Raw genomic sequence first — 17,531 nt, 5'->3', positions numbered from 1 at the left:
CCCTGAGATGTACGAACGACCCACGCGAACGGATTCACCCTGCCTGCAACGTCACACAACCTTCACAATCATAAAGTTGCGCCATCATCGCAAGTATTGACGATTCGTTAAATTTCGCTCTATGGTCCAGTGGCCGGCGCCCTTGGCGTTCGGTGGCACGCGATAACAGCCGCTGTCTGAAAGCTCCTGGGGAGGAGCGCTTTACGTAAGTGGCGGCTGAGTCGTTGCGTGGGGTCGTCGGTTTTTCGCCGACGTAAATAGGCCAAATCGGCCAATTCGGGGAGTCGTCAATGAATTCTCGTAACATCCGCACGGCGCAGCTGCTGCGCCGCTCAGCCTTGGCTTTTGCCCTTGCTTCTTCGCTCGGCGGCGCCGGGACGGTGATGGCGCAGTCCACCACCGGCTCGATCTTCGGCGAGGCAGCACCAGGGTCAACCATCCAGGTATCCGGCTCCACGGGCGTGAATCGCGAAGTGGCTGTCGGCCAGGACGGTCGTTACCGCATCGGTAACCTCCCGCTGGGCAGCTACACCGTTAACGTCGTGCAGAATGGCAGCGTGGTCGATTCACGCAAGAACGTCGGCCTGACCGTCGGCGCGGGTTCCGAAGTGTCGTTCACCGGTGCCGCGCAGGCAGCCAGCGCCCAGTCGCTGGAGTCGGTGACGGTCACCGCCAACTCGCTGCCACCGATTGACGTCTCCGCGGTGGATTCGCGCACCGTTGTCACGTCCGAACAGCTGGCCCGCCTGCCGCTGGGTCGCAACGCCGAATCCATCGCACTGCTCGCGCCTGGCGCCGTCACTGGCTCGGGTGACTTCGGCCGCGTGGTCTCGTTCGGCGGCGCAGGCGTTTCGGAAAACGCTTACTACATCAACGGTTTCAACACCTCTGACCCGCTGCGCAACCTCGGTGGCGTGAGCCTGCCGTACGGTGCCATCGACCAGCAGGAAATCTACACCGGCGGTTACAGCGCGATGTACGGGCGCTCGGACGGCGGCGTGATTTCGCAGGTGGGCAAGCGTGGCACCAACGACTGGCACTTCGGGGCACAGGTGCTGTGGGAGCCGAAGTTCGCACGCTCCACGTTGGGCAGCCAGTACTTCCCGGATGGCAACCTGCCGGCAGGTTACGAGTACACGTCGCCCGAACTGGCCGGGACGATCTACCGTAACCGCCAGGACAACACGCAGTGGACGCGCGTCATCAGCGGCTATGTCGGAGGCCCGCTGATCAAGGACAAGCTGTACATGTTCGTGGCGGCGGAAACCGAAAAGACCGACGGTACGTCGACCACCACGGCGATTACCAACCCGAACGCGAACAACCATTACGAGTACAACCTTCCCAAGTACTACGCCAAACTCGACTGGAACATCAACGACAGCAACATCGTTGAATTGACCGGGATCCGTTCGGTGGTCGAGCAGAGCGGCCGTTACTACGATTACAACTACGACACCCGTACCTCTGGGGATTTCCTCGGAAGCTACCCGAACACCACCAAGGTGGCATCCAAGTACGGCATCCTGAAGTACACCAGCTACATCACGGATGACCTGACGTTCTCGGCCACGTATGGCAAGAGCCACACCGACGACATCGTCCGTAACCCCGGTGATAACGGCGTCGACCCGTACATCGACCGTCCCGACCTGCAGGATCCGGCCGTCACCGGCGGCAACCTGATCACCAACGGCAACACGACGACGACCAAGAACGCCCCGGACGCCAACAGCAAGACCCACGGCCTGCGTGCCGACCTTGAGTGGCAGCTGGGCGACCACCGCCTCACCGGTGGTATCGACAACATGAAGTTCAGCGGCCACAACGAAGGCCAGGCCACCACCGGCCCGGGTTACTACTTCCGGTACCGCAAGGCGGGTGACCCGACCGTGGACCTGGTGCCGGCGCTCGGCGTCGGCCCGGCGGGCGGGGACGGCTATTACGTCGCCAAGCGCATCTTCTCCACCACCACCAGCATGTCGGTGGACCAGAAAGCGTACTACCTGGAAGACAAGTGGCAGATCGTCGACAAGGTGCTGCTCACGGCCGGTATCCGCAACGACAAGTTCACCAACTACAACAACTTCGGCAAGAGCTACGTCGATAGCGGTAACCAGTGGGCGCCGCGCCTGGGCGCGTCGTGGGACGTCTTCGGTGATTCGTCGCTGAAGATCTACGGCAACCTCGGTCGTTACTACCTGGCGCTGCCGAACAGCGTGGCCATCCGTGGCGCGTCGTCGTCCACGTTCACCGATGAATACTTCACCTATACCGGCATCACGGCAAACGGCACGCCGACCGGCCTGACTCCGCTCGGCCCAGGCCCGGTGTCGTCCAACGGCGAGTACGGCCAGGCCAATGACCCGAAGGCCATTACGGCCACCAACCTGAAGTCCCAGTACCAGGATGAGGCCATCCTTGGCTTCGACAAGACGCTTGGGACGGAGTGGGTGACCGGTGCGAAGTTCACCATGCGCCGCCTGCAGGCCGCGATCGACGACGTCTGCGATACCGGCAAGATCGCCGACAAGCTCACGGCGCAGGGTATCGATCCGGATAGCGTGACGATTCCTGGCTGCGTCATCTTCAACCCGGGTAAGTCGAATAACTTCAGCCTGGCTAACGTGGACGGCAGCGGCCGTACCGACGTGAAGATGTCCAAGGACGACTGGGGCTTCACCCAGGGGGCGAAGCGCAAGTACTACGCGCTGGACCTCTACCTCCAGCATCCGTTTGACGGCAAGTGGTTCGCCCGCATCGACTACACCTTTGCCAAGAGCTACGGCAACACGGAAGGCCAGGTGAAGTCGGATATCGGCCAGAACGACATCTCCAAGACGCAGGACTGGGATGCCGCCGAGCTGATGATCCACAGCAACGGCCTGCTGGCGAACGATCGCAAGCACCAGCTGAAAGCCTACGGCTCGTACCAGGTGACCCCGGAATGGCTCGTCTCCGGCAACCTGCGCCTGACCTCGGGTGCGCCGAAATCCTGCCTGGGTTACTTCGGGCCGGATGATATCGATCCGATCGGCTACAACTCGTCGTACCACTCGTGCGGCGGCCAGCTGTATGCCCCGGGCGACCAGCGTCTGCCGTGGGTGAAGCAGCTCGACCTGGCCGTGGAATACCGCCCGTCGTACTTCGACCACAAGCTGGCCTTCGGCCTGCAGGTGTTCAACGTGTCGAACGAGCGCAAGCCCCTGCTTGAAGACTACACGTACGAAGATGACCGGTTCACCGTTTCCAACACCTACGGTGCCGGCATCTACTACCAGACGCCGCGCTTCGCTCGCCTGACGGCGACGTACGACTTCTGATCAGGTAGCTGACTCCAGATCACAACAAAAAAAGGACCAGGGACGGTCCGCCTTGTGCAGTCTCCCCTCGCCACCCTTCCGACGGTGGCGCTTTTTTTGCCCAGCATCTTTCCCATGGCGCGCGGCCGGTGAATAATCCCCCGGCCGCTAACCATGCTGAGGGTGTCTCGTGGCCGAACCCGTTGACCTGTCTCTCCCGGCCGCCCACGCGGATGCCGGGACCGTGCAGGCGCTGCAGGATGTCATCGACCGGATCGGGCAGGTCGCCGGCGTCGGCGGCTGGCAGCTCAACCTGGCCGATGGCGTACTAACGTGGACGGCGCAGACCTGCCGCATCCACGACCAGCCGATCGACCACGTGCCGACGCTGGAAGAAGCGATCAGCTACTACAGCCCCGAAGTGCGCGCGGTGCTCGAAGCCGCCATCCTGCGTGGCATCGAGCACGGCGAGGGCTGGGACCTGGAACTGCCGCTCCAGACCGCGGCCGGCCGGGCCATCTGGGTCCGGGCGCAAGGGACCGTCGAGCAGCAGCGTGGCAAGGCGTCGAGACTGATCGGTACACTGCAGGACATCACCGAGCGGCGGCGCGACATCGATGCCCTGATCGCCAGCGAGCGGCGTTTCCGCAGCCTGTTCACTTACAGCCTTGGCCTCATCTGCACGCATGACGTCCATGGCGTCCTGCTCAGCGTGAATCCCGCGGCATGCCAATCCCTGGGCTTTGCCATGACCGAACTGGTCGACCGCCCGCTGGCCGACCTGATGCCGGTTGCCGATGCGCAGCAGGTGCCGGCCTATCTGGCCCGGATCCTCTCCCGTGGCAGCGACGAAGGACGCCTGCGCTTCCTCGCCGCGGATGGCTCGGTGCGCGTATGGCAGTACCGGAACGTCGTCGACGTATCGGACGGCGAGACCGTGATCCTGGGCCACGCCCAGGACATCACCGACCAGGTGCTGCAGGAACAGCGCCTGCGCGAGAGCGCCGTCCGCGACGCGCTCACCGGTTGCTACAACCGTCGTTACCTGGCCGAGACGATGGCATTGGGCGGCTTCGGGGAACGCTGGGCGTGCGTGGCGATCGACCTGGATGGCTTCAAGGTCATCAACGACACCCACGGCCACGCGCAGGGCGATGATGTGCTGGTGCGCATGGCCGCCTTCTTCCGCGAGCACATCCGGGATCAGGATCAGCTCCTGCGACTGGGTGGCGATGAGTTCCTGATCATGCAACCCCAGGCGACCGCCGAGGACGCCCTGGCATGCGTTGAACGGCTCGCCGCTGCGCACAACGCACCGTGCGCCTTTACGGCCGGCGTGGCGGAACACCGGGTTGGACGCACGATGGAGGCCACGCTGGCCGAAGCGGATGCCGACCTGTATCGGCTCAGGCGCCATCGACGGCGGTAAGCCCGCATCGACCGCACGGACGCCGGCGTACTAGAATGCCCGACCCATTCACAGGGGATGGGGCAGTCTGACCAGACAGGGAAATCGAAATGACGAAGCAAATCATCGCCGCGATGGCGATGCTGGCCGTGGCCCAGGCGGCGTTCGCCGGTGATGGCGTCACGCTGAAGAAGCCGGTGACGTTCAACGACGATGCCGATATCGCGAAATCGGTGCTCGACGAATGCAAGCTCGAAGACGAGCTTCCCGACGCCATCATGGCCTCCGCAAAAGAGAATGGCGTCACGGTCGACGTGTCGGCCGACGCCAATACGGCCGGCGCCGGGCGTGTCCTCGAACTGGAAATCTATGAAGCCGTCGCCGACGGAAACGCCTTCATGGGTCACCACAAGTCGATGGCTGTGAAAGGCAAGCTTTACGAAGGTGGCCAGGTCATCGGCAACTTCAAGGATCGCCGGATCTCCATGGGCGGCGCGCTGGGCCAGTTCAAGAGCAGCTGCTCGGTGCTCGTGCGCATCACCAAGGAAATTGGCGAGGACGTCGCCACCTGGCTGAAAGAGCCCGGGAAGAACGCCAAGCTGGGCGACCTGGAGTAAATCCCGCGCCTGGCGCTCGCCTGGGGTGCGGCGTTACCGCGGCACCCCAGGCGGCCTATGGCGCGAAGGGCCATCGCGGGATTAGGCTCTGCCTTCCGGATGTCGCAGGGCCACGGGCCCTAAGGAAGGCGAGGCATGAAATCCACCCTCCTGGCCGCGGCGCTTGCCGCTGCCGTTCTTTCCGCCGCCGCCCCCGCAGCGAGCCCTCCGGCCTCCAGCGCCGCTATCGCCGCGGCCGTGGCCAATACCCACCGTCCTGCAAAAGACACCGAACAGGACGCCATCCGCCATCCCGCGGAGCTCGTGGCCTTCTCGGGCGTCAAGGCTGGTGACACCGTGATGGACGTGTGGCCCGGTGGCGGCTACTGGAGCCGGCTGTTCTCGCCGATCGTCGGAGCCAAGGGCAAGGTTTATGCCTATGTCCCCGCCGAGATCGCGGAGTTCAAGAGCGACCCGGTGAAAATCGCCAAGGCCATTGGCACCGAGCCGGGATACGGCAACGTGGAAGGCATTTCGGATCCTCTGGCACAGCCGCCGCCGGAGCACATGTTCAACACGTTCGACGTCATCTGGACGTTCGAGAACTACCACGACTTCCACGATAGCTTCATGAAGGGCGCGAGCGTCGATGGCTTCAACCAGGCCGTCTTCAAGTTGCTCAAGCCCGGTGGCTATTACGTCATCGTCGATCATGCTGCGGCGAAAGGGCAGGGCCTGAATCACACCGAAGACCTGCACCGGATTGATCCGGATACGGTAAAAGCGGAAGTGGAAAAGGCCGGATTCGTCCTCGATAAGGAATCGTCGGTGCTGGCAAACACGTCCGACGATCATTCGCTGAAGATCTTCGACCCGGCCGTGAAGGGCAAGACCGATCGCTTCATGCTGCGCTTCAAGAAGCCTGCCAACGCGAAGTGATGGCCATGGCCAAGTGGATCGTGCGGGCCTGCGTGGTCGTCATTGTGCTGGTGGCGCCGGCATCGGTGCTGGCCCAACCGGGCCAGCGCGGCTACGCGAAGGTCAGTGGGACTGAGGTCTACTACGACGTCCGTGGCCAGGGCGCCCCGCTGGTTATGCTGCACGGCGGGGTGAGCCCGGCAGAGATGTTCGGCGCGCCGCTTACCGAGATGGCGAAGCATTTCAAGGTGATCGCCATCCATGCGCGCGGGCATGGGCTTAGCAAGGATACGACGGCGCCCTGGTCGGTGGAGCAGGATGCCGACGATGTAGCGGCCGTGCTCAAGCATCTGGGCATCAGCAAGGCGAGCGTCATGGGCTATTCGTTCGGCGGCGGGATCGCGGTGCAGTTCGCGATCCGGCATCCGGACATGCTCGACAAGCTGATCGTCGTGTCTGTCGCCTATGCGCGGAAGGGCGAGTACCCGGAAATGCAGGAAGCCTTCGAGAAGATGCCGGCCATGGCGGATGCGATCGGCGGCGAGATCGCCAAATCCCCCATGGGTGCCATGTATCCCGGGACCGACTGGCCGACGGTGATGCGCAAGACCGGCGAGCTCAATAAGAAGGATTTCGACTGGTCGGCAGGCATCCGCGGCATCAAAGCCCGCACGCTGCTGATCTTCGCCGATGCCGACTGCATCAGGCCCGAGCACATCGCCGAGTTCTACAAGCTACTTGGCGGTGGACAGAGAGACGCCGGCCTGGACGGGTCGCTGCGCTCGCCCAACCAGCTGGCCATCATCCCCGGCACGACGCATTACACCCTCATGGCTTCGCCGTCGGTGATGCAGTATTCGACGGACTTCCTGTCGCACTAATGCGCCGGGTGCCGTGATGCCGGCTTCGGCACATACAGCGTGCAAACCGCCGCCATAAGCAGGCTGGCCCCGCCGATGCCCAGCGCCCAGATGGGCTGGTTATGGAAGCACAGGCGCAGCAGCATCCCGAGGATGCTCGCGGCGAGCACCTGCGGTATCACGATGAAGAAGTTGAAGATGCCCATGTACACGCCCATCTTCGCCGTGGGCAGGTGGTCCGACAGCAGTGCGTAGGGCAGCGACAGGATCGAGGCCCACGCGAAGCCCACACCGACCATCGACGCGAGCAGCCAGCGCGGATCGCGGATGTAGAGGAACGACAGGAGGCCTGCGCCACCAAGGCACAGGTTCACCACGTGGCTGGTGCGCAGGCCCCAGCGGCGGACCATCAACGGGATGACCACCGCGGCCAGCGCGCCGAAACCGTTGTAGGCGCCAAACAGGACACCGACCCAGTTGGCGCCTTCGTTGTACGCCGCCGAGCTCGTGTCGCCCGTGCCGTACATGGTCTGCGTCACGCCGGACGTCGCGTAGATCCACATCGCGAACAGTGCGAACCAGGAGAACAGCTGCACCCCGGCCAGTCGTCGCATGGACTCCGGCATGCCGTAGAGATCACCGACGATCTCGCGCAGCATCCCGCGGCTGCCGGTACGGCTCAGCCAGGTAAGCAGCAGGCCGAACACGATCAGGCCACCGGCGAGCAGGTACACCTCTTTCTCCAGCGCGAAGTGCCTGATGGCGAAGAGCACGACGGCACCGGCCAGCAACAGGAACAACCCGGGTTGCCTGGCGCGCGACACATCCACCGCCGGCCTCTCTGGGACGGCATCGGCGAAGGATCGCAGCTGGGCAGGCGGGTATTCGCGTGTAGTGAGCATCGTCCAGAGGACGGCGCCCAGCAGCACCGCGCCGCCCACGTAGAACGCGTACTTCACCGTATCCGGGATGCCGCCATCCGCCGCCACGTTAGCGACGCCGAAGTGCGCAAGCACCCAGGGCGCGATGGAGGCGACGACGGCCCCCGCGCCGATGAAGAAACTCTGCATGGCAAAACCGGCCGGCCCTTGCCGGGTCGGCAACTGGTCGCCGACGAGGGCGCGGAACGGCTCCATGGAAACGTTGATCGACGCATCGAGGATCCACAGCAGGCCTGCGGCGATCCACAGCGCCGATGCGTTCGGCATCCACAGCAAGGCCAGCGACGCGAAGACGGCGCCCGCGAGGAAGTAAGGGCGGCGCCGGCCCAGCCGGTTCCACGTGCGGTCCGAATAGTGGCCGACGATGGGTTGGACGATCAGTCCGGTCAGCGGCGCAGCGATCCACAGGGCCGGGATGTCGTTTACGTTCGCACCTAGCGTCTGGAAGATCCGGCTGACGTTCGCGTTCTGCAGGCCGAGGCCGAACTGGAGGCCGAGGAAGCCAAAGCACATGTTCCATATCTGCCAGAACGACAGCGCGGCCCGCTTCGTCGGCCGTAGCACGTCACCCCATCCGTCGGGGACAGGCTCAGCACGCACGTAGCGGGTCTGCACAGGGGTTGTCCGGGGTCATGGGTGCCTCCTCCAACCGCAGTTATGTCATGGCCCGGCGCATCCCGCATGCTGCGGCCGCAGCATCGGCGGCGGAACCTGCGCTTGTAAAGGGCAGGGATGTGGCGGCATAGTCATTCGACAGTGTGAAGTGAGTGGAGAATCCATGCGGGTACGCCTCGAAGATGTCGCGCGCAAAGCCGGCGTATCGCCCAAGACGGTGTCGCGCGTGCTCAACGACGAGGCCAACGTCACCGACACCACGCGTGAGCGCGTGCGTGCGGCCATGGAGGAGATGGACTACCGCCCCCATCCGTCGGCACGCAGCCTGGCGGGCAACCGCTCGTTCCTTGTCGCCATGCTGTACGACAACAACGACAACCCGGCGTCCACCTACCTGGCCGAGATCCAGGATGGCGTGCTCGAGGCGTGCGATGCGCATCGCTACAGCATGATGGTGCGGCCCCTGCGCATGCGCGATGGCGACTTCATCCGTCGCCTCGATGCGCTGATTTCCGACCACCACCCTGATGGCGTGGTCCTGACGCCGCCGATTACCGACTATGCGCCGCTGTTGAAGCGCCTGCGCGAGGCCAACGTGCCCTACGCCAGCGTGTCGCCAGTGCGGCAGGCGAAGACGCTCGGCGTCAGGATGGATGAGCAACAGGCGGCGCGGGCCATCGTGGAGCATCTCCTGGCCCTGGGGCACCGTCGGATCGCCCACGTGATCGGCATCGCGAACCATGGTGCCAGCCGCTGGCGACTGGCCGGCTACCGCGAAGCCATGGCCGCCGCGGGGCTGGATGAAGACCCGGCGCTGGTGGTGCAGGGGGCGTTTACCTTCGCCTCGGGCGTTGAAGCCGCGAGGCATCTGTTTTCACTCCCCGACCGACCCACCGCCGTGTTCGCCGCCAACGACGACATGGCCACCGGCGTGATGTGGGCGGCGGGCGAGTACGGCCTGAAGGTGCCGCACGACGTGTCGGTCTGTGGCTTCGACGATACCCCCCTGTCGCGCCAGTTGTGGCCGGCGCTCACCACGGTCCAGCAGCCCAGTCGCGAGATGGGAAAGATTGCCGCCGAGCAGTTGCTGAGCGAGCTGCGTGGCCATGGCACCGGCAAGCTGGTGCAGATTCCTTTCTCATTGCAGATCCGCGGCTCGACCGCAGCCGCCCCCTAACGACGACCCCCGCCGTTCGGTGACGGCGCCCTGGTCATGCTGCATAGCAAATTGACAGCGCTGTCATTCCTGCCACCATCCGCTTCGGAAGCGTGCCGCCGGTGCGCGAGCAGGGAGCTTTGTCGTGCCGATGCTGCAGCCCTTGAGCCTGATGTCGCGAAGCATGTCCGTCGCGCTGTCGTTCGCCGGTGCCTTGTTCGCAAGCGCTCCCGCCACGGCCGACGAATCGGCCACCGTGCACCCGGACCAGTGGCCGAAAGGCCATTCGCCGCTGCCGGCGGACCCCGCGCTCGAAGCCAGGGTCCACGCGCTGCTCGCCAGGATGTCGGTGGAAGATAAGGTCGGGCAGATGATCCAGGCCGACATCAAATACGTCACGCCCGACGACGTGCGCCAGTACCGCCTGGGCTCGGTGCTGGCCGGCGGCAACTCCAAACCACCCGGCCAGCCGTTCCCGGTCGCCTCGCAGTGGCAGGCGTTGTCCGATGCGTTCTACCGCGCGTCCATGGATACCTCGAACGGGCGCCTGGCTATTCCGGTGCTGTTCGGCATCGACGCCGTGCACGGCCACAACAACCTGGTCGGCAGCACGCTCTTCCCGCAGAACGTCGGCCTCGGCGCCACGCGCGATCCGCAGCTGCTCCACGACATCGGCGAAGTCACCGCGCAGGAGCTGCGTGCCAGCGGCATCAGCTGGACCTTCGCGCCCACGCTCACCGTGCCGCAGGACGTGCGATGGGGCCGCTCGTACGAGGGCTATTCGCAGAACCCGGAGCTCGTCGCGCAGTACGCCGCCGCGGTGATCGGTGGGCTGGAAGGCAAGCCAGGTACCCCGACCTTCCTCGATGCCGGGCACGTCATCGCCACCGCCAAGCACTTCCTCGGCGATGGCGGCACGCAGGGTGGCAAGGACCAGGGCGACGCCCGGATCAGCGAGGCCGTGCTGCGCGACATCCACGGCGCCGGCTATCCACCGGCGATCAAGGCCGGCGTGCAGGTCGTGATGGTCTCGTTCTCCAGCTGGAACGGGGTCAAGATGGCCGGTAACCAGGGCCTGATCACCGGCGTGCTCAAGGAGCGCATGGGCTTCGACGGGATCGTGCTGGGCGACTGGAATGCGCATGGCCAGGTCCCCGGCTGCACCAACGAAAGCTGCGCCGCGGCCTATAACGCGGGCCTCGACATGCTCGAGGCGCCCGACTCGTGGAAAGGCCTCTACAAGAACACGCTGGCCCAGGTCAAAGCGGGCGTGATTCCGATGAGCCGCATCGATGATGCGGTAACGCGCATCCTAAGGGTGAAGCTGCGCCTGGGCATGTTCGAGGCCGGGCTGCCGTCAGCCAACGCACTCGCCGCACGCTCGGCCGAGGTGGTTGGCAATCCCGCGCATCGGGCAGTGGCGCGGCGCGCCGTGCGCGAATCGCTGGTGCTGTTGAAAAACCAGGGCGTGCTGCCGATCGATCCCCGCAAGCGTGTCCTGGTCGCGGGTGACGGCGCGGACAACATCTCAAAGCAGAACGGTGGCTGGACGCTCACCTGGCAGGGCACCGGCCTGACGAATGAGAACTTCCCGGGCGCCACTTCCATCTGGGGAGGCCTCAAGGCCCAGGTCGAAGCCGCGGGCGGCAGCGCCGAACTGTCGGTCGACGGCGACTATAAGCAAAAGCCCGACTTCGCCATCGTGGTCTTCGGCGAGGACCCGTACGCGGAGTTCCAGGGGGACCTGCCAAACCTCGCCTACCGCCCGGGCAACGACCGTGACCTCGATCTGCTTCGCAAGCTGCGCGGGCAGGGCGTGCCAGTGGTGGCCGTATTCCTCACCGGACGGCCGCTGTGGATGAATCGCGAGATCAACGCCGCCGACGCGTTCGTCGTTGCGTGGCTGCCGGGCAGTGAAGGGGAGGGCATTGCCGATGTGCTGCTGCGCACCCGCGAGGGCCATGTCGCCCACGATTTCCGCGGCAAGCTGGCCTACGCGTGGCCACGCAATGCGCTGCAGATTCCCGGTGCCATCGCCAAAGGCGACCACCCGCAGTTTCCCTATGGCTTCGGCCTGACCTATGCCGATCGCCGCGCCACCGCGGCGCTGCCCGAGGATCCCGGCCTCGTGCTGAGCTCCGCGCAGGCAGGCGTGTATTTCACCCGAGGCAAGCCGGCACAGGATTTCGCGCTGCGCATGACCGCCGCGAATGGCGCTTCCACGAACGCCACCGCCACGCCGGTGGCCACGGCGGATGGCAGCTTGAAGATCGGCGCCCTCGACTACAAGGCCCAGGAGGACGCACGCAGCCTTACGTGGTCCGGCAACGGCGTCGCGAACGTGGCCCTGGTCGCACCCGCACCGCTCGATGTGGATCGCGAGACCAATGGCGATGTGCTGCTGGTCACCACGCTGAAGATCGACGCCGTCTCAGCGGATGACACCTCGGTGATCACGATGGGCTGCGGCCCCGGGTGTGCCGGCTCGGTGCCCGTGGGGCATCAGCTCGCCGCGCTGCCCCACGGGCAGTGGGTGCGCGTGGGTATTCCGTTGAAGTGTTTCCGCGAGGCCGGGGCCACGATGAGCCGGATCGACCAGCCGTTCGCATGGTCCAGCCGTTCCGCCGGGCAGGTGGCGATCACCGACGTCTCGCTGGGCACCGTCGCCGACCGTACGTTGACCTGCACGCCTCACGGCGACAAACCATGACGACCGGGCGCCGTCTCGAGGGATCAGGCGCCCCAGACGTCTATTTGCTCTGCAGCAATATCAAGGCGCTGAGAAGGTCGGCGCGCGGCACGGAGCCGTAGCAGATGTGTTTATGAGGGGATGGATGTCTTGCTGCCCTGCGGCAAGCATTCATCGAAGAGGAGCTCTATTATCCAGCAATGACAGCGCTGTCATTGTGGATCGATGGCGCTCCGGGGGAGTGGGGACATCGTGTCCTGGCCGTCGTAGGCGGCGGACCAGGCAGATCCGAACGTTCGAGGGAGAGCCAGATGAATCTGCGTCACAAGTTGATGTATGTCGCTATGTCGCTCGCATTTGCCCCGGGGACGCTGCTTGCGGCGGACCAGGATGCCACGGCACAAAGCCCGCCGTCGAAGAACCCGGAGGCCACGGACAAGAAGGTCCAGAACCTCGACGCCATCTCGGTGTCCGCCACCAAACGCGATACGCCGCTGCAGAAGACACCGGTCGCGGTGACGGCCATTGCCGTGGACACGCTCGATCGCGAGCGTGTCATGACCGTGCAGGACCTGACCAAGCTCGTGCCCGGCCTGCAAGGTACCTCGCAGGGCGATCATGGCGTCGTGACGCTCACCTTGCGTGGCATCGGCAACGACAGCGCCAAGACCGAGTACGCCGACCCGGAAGTCGCTACCTTCGTCGACGGCATCTATGCACCCCGCGCCGAGGCCGCATCGGGCCTCCTGCTGGACATGGACGGCGTTGAAGTGCTGCGTGGTCCGCAGGGCACCCTGTGGGGCCGTAACTCCACCGCGGGTGCCATCAGCTTCCAGACGGCCAAGCCGGACATCGGTGGCGGCTTCTACGGCAACGCGCAGGTGGGGGCGGGCAACTACCACCAGTTCGGCTCGCGTGCCGCGTTCAACCTGCCGATCAGCGATACCTTCGCGATGCGCGTCGCCGTGGTCCACGAGCAGCACGATGGCTACGTGGATTACCAGAAGCCGTCGGGCCAGCTGCCAAGCGTCGCCGACCAGCAGGCCGCCTATCTCGCGTCACCGGCGTCGGGTGGCACCCTGGCAGGCTTCAAGCCGATCGACCCGGGCCAGTACGTGCAGGGTGGCGACAAGTACAACGCGCAGGACCAGTCCGCGCTGCGCGTCAGCACGCTGTGGCAGCCCAGCGAGGCGTTCAAGTGGAACCTCTCCTACGAGTATTTCATCGATCGCGGCACGCCCAGCATGAGCCTCATGCAGACCCCGCGTGACGGCCAGAAGTTCTGGTCCGCACTGATCGACACCGCGCCGTACCTGCACCGCACGTCCAACACGGTGCGCAGCCGCATGGACTGGAACATCAACGACGGCATGCAGCTCAGCTACATCGCCGGTTACAACCATTACTCGGGCCAGAGCGACTTCGACCAGGACGTCGGCGTCAGCGTGCCGACCAGCTTCACCACCAATGGCGTCTACCAGGACGACCGCACCAACAGTTCGAACTACACGAACTGGAGCCAGGAAATCAACCTGAAATCCACCGGGCCGCAGACCGTGGACTGGATCCTCGGTGCGTACTACGGTTACGAAGACAACGACATCCGTTTCGACATCCCCATCATGAACGGCACGCGCTACGGCACGGTGAGCTGGCAGGGCTCCTTCATCCAGCCCAAGGAAACCGTGGAGTCGTACGCGCTGTTCGGGCAGGCCACGTGGCACCTGAGCGACCACTGGCGCCTCACCGGCGGTGCGCGCTGGTCGCATGACGACAAGGAAAACAAGGGCGGCATCAACTGGGGCTGGGCCTACGATCCCACCGTGCCGCAAGTGCCGATCTCGCCGGACGTGTATCCGGATCCGTCCAATGGCTTCAGCATCTCGCAGCGGAACACGGCCAAGTACAGCAAGGGCAAACCGACCTGGCTGGTACGCCTGGACACCGACGTCAGCGAGAACGGCCTGGCCTATGCGAGCGTCTCGACGGGCTACAAGTCCGGCGGCACGCAGGACGCCGGCACGCTGTACAAACCCGAGACGTTGACCAACTACGAAGTCGGCACCAAGTTCGTCTTCTTCGACGGCCACATGACGTGGAACTCGGCGGTCTACTACGAGAACTTCAAGAACTTCCAGCTTTCCGCGCCCATCGTCTATCCGGACGGCAACCACGGCCTGGGCTTCTCCAATGTCGGCGGCAGCACCAAGGTCATGGGCTTCGAGTCGGAGCTTGCGTACCAACAGAAGGGCGACCGCTTCAACCTGATCTTCTCGGCCATCACGAAGAAGGAACTCGGCAAGTTGATCTACGCCGGCTCCAACGACTACCAGGGCCTGCCGGCATGCCCGACGGAATCCAACCTGGCCAACTGCGCGGACGTGACGGGTAACGACCTGCCGCACGCGCCGAATATGTCGCTCACCGCCATCTACGAGCATGATTTCCAGCTCGGCAACGGTGGCCGCCTCACGCCTCGCGTCAGCGCGCAGTACCAGAGCTCGCAGTGGCTCAGCTACTTCAACCTGGGCTCGGGCGACAAGCAGAAGGCCTACACGCGTGGCGACCTGGCGCTGCGTTACAGCGAGCCGGGTGACAAGTGGTGGGTCAACGGTTACGTGCAGAACGTCTCCAACGGAAAGATCCGCACCAGCGCAGGCCGCTTCCTGATGTCCGATGGCTCGCTGCAGTACGTGTCGCAGTACCTCGCGCCACGCACCTACGGCGTCCAGATCGGCGTGTGGCTCTGACGGCGACCGGGAACGCCCCATGGCGCAGCTGAAGAAAGTGCTTGTGGTAGGAGGTGGCACCGCCGGCTGGCTGGCGGCGTGCTACCTGGCCAAGGCGGTCAACGCGGTGGATCCGCGGAGCGTGCAGGTGCATCTGGTGGAATCGCCGGACATCGGCTTGCTGGGGGTGGGGGAGGCGACGTTCCCCTCCATCCGCGGCACGCTCGCCGCCATCGGACTCGACGAACGCCGCTTCCTGGCGGGCGCCACGGCGACTTACAAGCAGGGCATCCACTACCGCCATTGGGTACGGCCGCCTGGTGCACCCGGCGCGACGCACTTCTTCCATCCGTTCAATGCGCCCAGCCAGCGTCCGGGCGGCCCCGAGCTGTTGCCGTACTGGCTGCTCGGCGCTGCCCCGGAGGGCATGGCTTTCGCTGACGCCGTGTCGATGCAAAGCACGCTGGTGAATCATTCGCGTGCGCCAAGGCGAGCGAAGGACCCGGACTACCAGGGCCCGGTGAACCACGCGTTCCACTTCGACGCGGCGTGCTTCGCGCGTGTGCTTGCCGAGCATGGCCAGGAGACGCTCGGCGTGATCCGGCATGTGGCCACCGTGGAGCGCACCGAACTGGACGAGCAGGGCGCCATCGCGCGCGTGGTGACGAAGGAGGAGGGTGACCTCACCGCCGATCTCTACGTGGACTGCACCGGCCTGCGCGGGATGCTGATCGGCAACGTGATGCAGTCGCCGTTCCGCAGCCGGGCGGATGTGCTGTTTGCCGACCGGGCGGTGGCCATGCAGGTGCCATACGAAGCACCCGACACGCCGATTCCCTCCTACACCATCTCCACCGCCCAGGAAGCAGGCTGGATCTGGGACATCGGCCTGCAGAAGCGGCGTGGCGTCGGCTACGTGTATTCGTCGCGGCATAGCACGGACGATCGCGCCGAAGCGGTGTTCCGACGCTACCTCGGCAAGGCCGGGGAGGGTGCGAAGGCCATGCACATTAAATTCGAGACCGGCTACCGTCCCGAACACTGGCGCAAGAACTGTGTCGCCGTGGGGCTGGCCGGTGGCTTTGTCGAGCCGCTGGAGTCGACCGGCATCGCCCTGATCGAGCTGGCGACCTATCTGATCACGCACCTGCTGCCCACCGACACCGACGACATGGAAGGCGCGGCGCAGCATTTCAACGCCATGATGGTGGCGCGCTACGACCGCATCATCGACTTCATCAAGATGCACTACTGCCTGAGCCAGCGACGCGACTCGGCGTTCTGGACGGACAACTGCGACCCCGCCAGCATCCCGCTGACGCTCCAGGAGAAGCTCGCGAAGTGGAGGCAGCGGCCGCCCCACCGGCTGGACTTTATTTCCGACCTGGAGATGTTCATGACCTCCAGCTGGCAGTACGTCCTCTATGGGATGGAATTCAAGACCGACCTGGAACCGATGCGCAGCGCCTATCCGCACATGGAGGCCGCACGGCAGGAGTTCGCGATGATCCAGCAGGCGGCGTCCAGGGCGCTGGATGACCTGCCGGGGCATCGGGAGCTTGTGGAGCAGTTGTGCCGTGAGCACGCGAAAAGCCTCCCCGTCGCGGCCCGGACCGGGACTATTGACTGACTGGACACTCATCTATAGAGTGGCTCGTGTCAAACCCCGCGCATGCGGCTGGACCTGAGGCGAGCCATGGCGAGACCCAAGAGCGACGAACGACGCAGCGCCATCATGGCGGCTGCTGTCCGGGTGATTGCGTCCCAGGGGCTCAGTGCGCCGACCGCCGCCATGGCGAAGGAGGCCGGCGTATCCAGCGGGTCGCTCTTCACCTATTTCGATACGAAGGCCGACCTGTTCAATGCGCTCTACCTGGCGCTGAAGGAAGAGATGGCCGCGACAGCCCTGCAGGGGCTGCCCGTCGAGAGCGATGTCCGGGCCCAGATGTTCCAGATATGGCGGAACTGGGTTCGTTGGACGGCCGCCTTTCCCGATAAGCGGAAAGCGCTGGCTCAGCTTACCGTGTCCGATGACATTACCCCGGCGACGCGCGATGCCGCCCAGCGGGCAACGGCCGGGATGGCTGCATTTATCGAGCGTAGCCGGAAGGATGGCCCCATGGCCAACGTACCCCTGGCGTTTGTCGGTTCGCTGATGAATGGCATCGCGGAGTCGACCATCGATTTCATGATCGCCGATCCGGCTCGCGCCGATGAGCATTGTGTCTGTGGCTTCGATGCGCTGTGGCGGGTCATCGCCTAAATTTTTCCCTCGTCATGAGTGCCTAGTCACTCGCTTATTATTGCCCGGAGCCAC

11 protein-coding genes are annotated in these 17,531 nt (G+C 64.8%); 10 read left to right on the top strand and 1 reads right to left on the bottom strand.

The genetic code is table 11. The annotated features are described in order from the left end of the window. Positions 1 to 290 precede the first annotated feature (290 nt). The 5 genes from FIV34_RS10050 to FIV34_RS10030 all read left to right on the top strand — a co-directional run bounded on the left by FIV34_RS10050 (position 291) and on the right by FIV34_RS10030 (position 7,105). Complete coding sequence (locus tag FIV34_RS10050; RefSeq protein ID WP_139982251.1) at positions 291 to 3,323, top strand: TonB-dependent receptor; 3,033 nt, start codon at positions 291 to 293, stop codon at positions 3,321 to 3,323. A 169-nt stretch (positions 3,324 to 3,492) separates the two neighbouring features. Then, positions 3,493 to 4,731 (top strand): GGDEF domain-containing protein, encoded by a 1,239-nt coding sequence (locus tag FIV34_RS10045; RefSeq protein WP_139982248.1) that lies wholly within the window; start codon positions 3,493 to 3,495, stop codon positions 4,729 to 4,731. A gap of 89 nt (positions 4,732 to 4,820) precedes the next feature. Next, positions 4,821 to 5,327, top strand: coding sequence for a hypothetical protein (locus FIV34_RS10040; protein WP_139982244.1), 507 nt, complete (start codon positions 4,821 to 4,823; stop codon positions 5,325 to 5,327). A gap of 135 nt (positions 5,328 to 5,462) precedes the next feature. Beyond that, positions 5,463 to 6,245, top strand: a complete 783-nt coding sequence (locus FIV34_RS10035) for a class I SAM-dependent methyltransferase (protein WP_246058797.1) — start codon at positions 5,463 to 5,465, stop codon at positions 6,243 to 6,245. A 5-nt stretch (positions 6,246 to 6,250) separates the two neighbouring features. Further along, the gene (locus FIV34_RS10030) at positions 6,251 to 7,105 is read left to right on the top strand and encodes an alpha/beta fold hydrolase (RefSeq protein ID WP_139982241.1); all 855 of its coding nucleotides are present in this window, start codon (positions 6,251 to 6,253) and stop codon (positions 7,103 to 7,105) included. Here the strand turns inward: FIV34_RS10030 and FIV34_RS10025 are convergent. Next, complete coding sequence (locus FIV34_RS10025; RefSeq protein WP_139985853.1) at positions 7,102 to 8,538, bottom strand: MFS transporter; 1,437 nt, start codon at positions 8,536 to 8,538, stop codon at positions 7,102 to 7,104. The two genes, FIV34_RS10030 and FIV34_RS10025, sit on opposite strands and share 4 nt — an antisense overlap. A gap of 265 nt (positions 8,539 to 8,803) precedes the next feature. On the opposite strand from FIV34_RS10025, the gene FIV34_RS10020 reads away from it, so the two are divergent. The 5 genes from FIV34_RS10020 (at position 8,804) to FIV34_RS10000 (ending at position 17,477) form a co-directional block, all read left to right on the top strand. After that, on the top strand, positions 8,804 to 9,817 hold the full coding sequence (locus tag FIV34_RS10020) for a LacI family DNA-binding transcriptional regulator (RefSeq protein WP_139982238.1): 1,014 nt from the start codon (positions 8,804 to 8,806) through the stop codon (positions 9,815 to 9,817). A 130-nt stretch (positions 9,818 to 9,947) separates the two neighbouring features. Next, positions 9,948 to 12,506: a glycoside hydrolase family 3 protein gene (locus FIV34_RS10015; RefSeq protein WP_246058821.1), complete on the top strand. Its 2,559-nt coding sequence runs from the start codon at positions 9,948 to 9,950 to the stop codon at positions 12,504 to 12,506. A gap of 290 nt (positions 12,507 to 12,796) precedes the next feature. Beyond that, positions 12,797 to 15,235: a TonB-dependent receptor gene (locus FIV34_RS10010; protein ID WP_139982235.1), complete on the top strand. Its 2,439-nt coding sequence runs from the start codon at positions 12,797 to 12,799 to the stop codon at positions 15,233 to 15,235. 19 nt (positions 15,236 to 15,254) lie between these two features. After that, positions 15,255 to 16,844, top strand: a complete 1,590-nt coding sequence (locus FIV34_RS10005) for a tryptophan halogenase family protein (protein ID WP_139982232.1) — start codon at positions 15,255 to 15,257, stop codon at positions 16,842 to 16,844. A gap of 66 nt (positions 16,845 to 16,910) precedes the next feature. Next, positions 16,911 to 17,477 (top strand): TetR/AcrR family transcriptional regulator, encoded by a 567-nt coding sequence (locus tag FIV34_RS10000; RefSeq protein WP_139982229.1) that lies wholly within the window; start codon positions 16,911 to 16,913, stop codon positions 17,475 to 17,477. Positions 17,478 to 17,531 lie beyond the last annotated feature (54 nt).

The organism is Luteibacter pinisoli (genome assembly GCF_006385595.1).
Taxonomy (GTDB): domain Bacteria; phylum Pseudomonadota; class Gammaproteobacteria; order Xanthomonadales; family Rhodanobacteraceae; genus Luteibacter; species Luteibacter pinisoli.
Note: the sequence above shows the minus strand (reverse complement) of the source record. Positions and strands in the feature narration are given on the sequence as shown.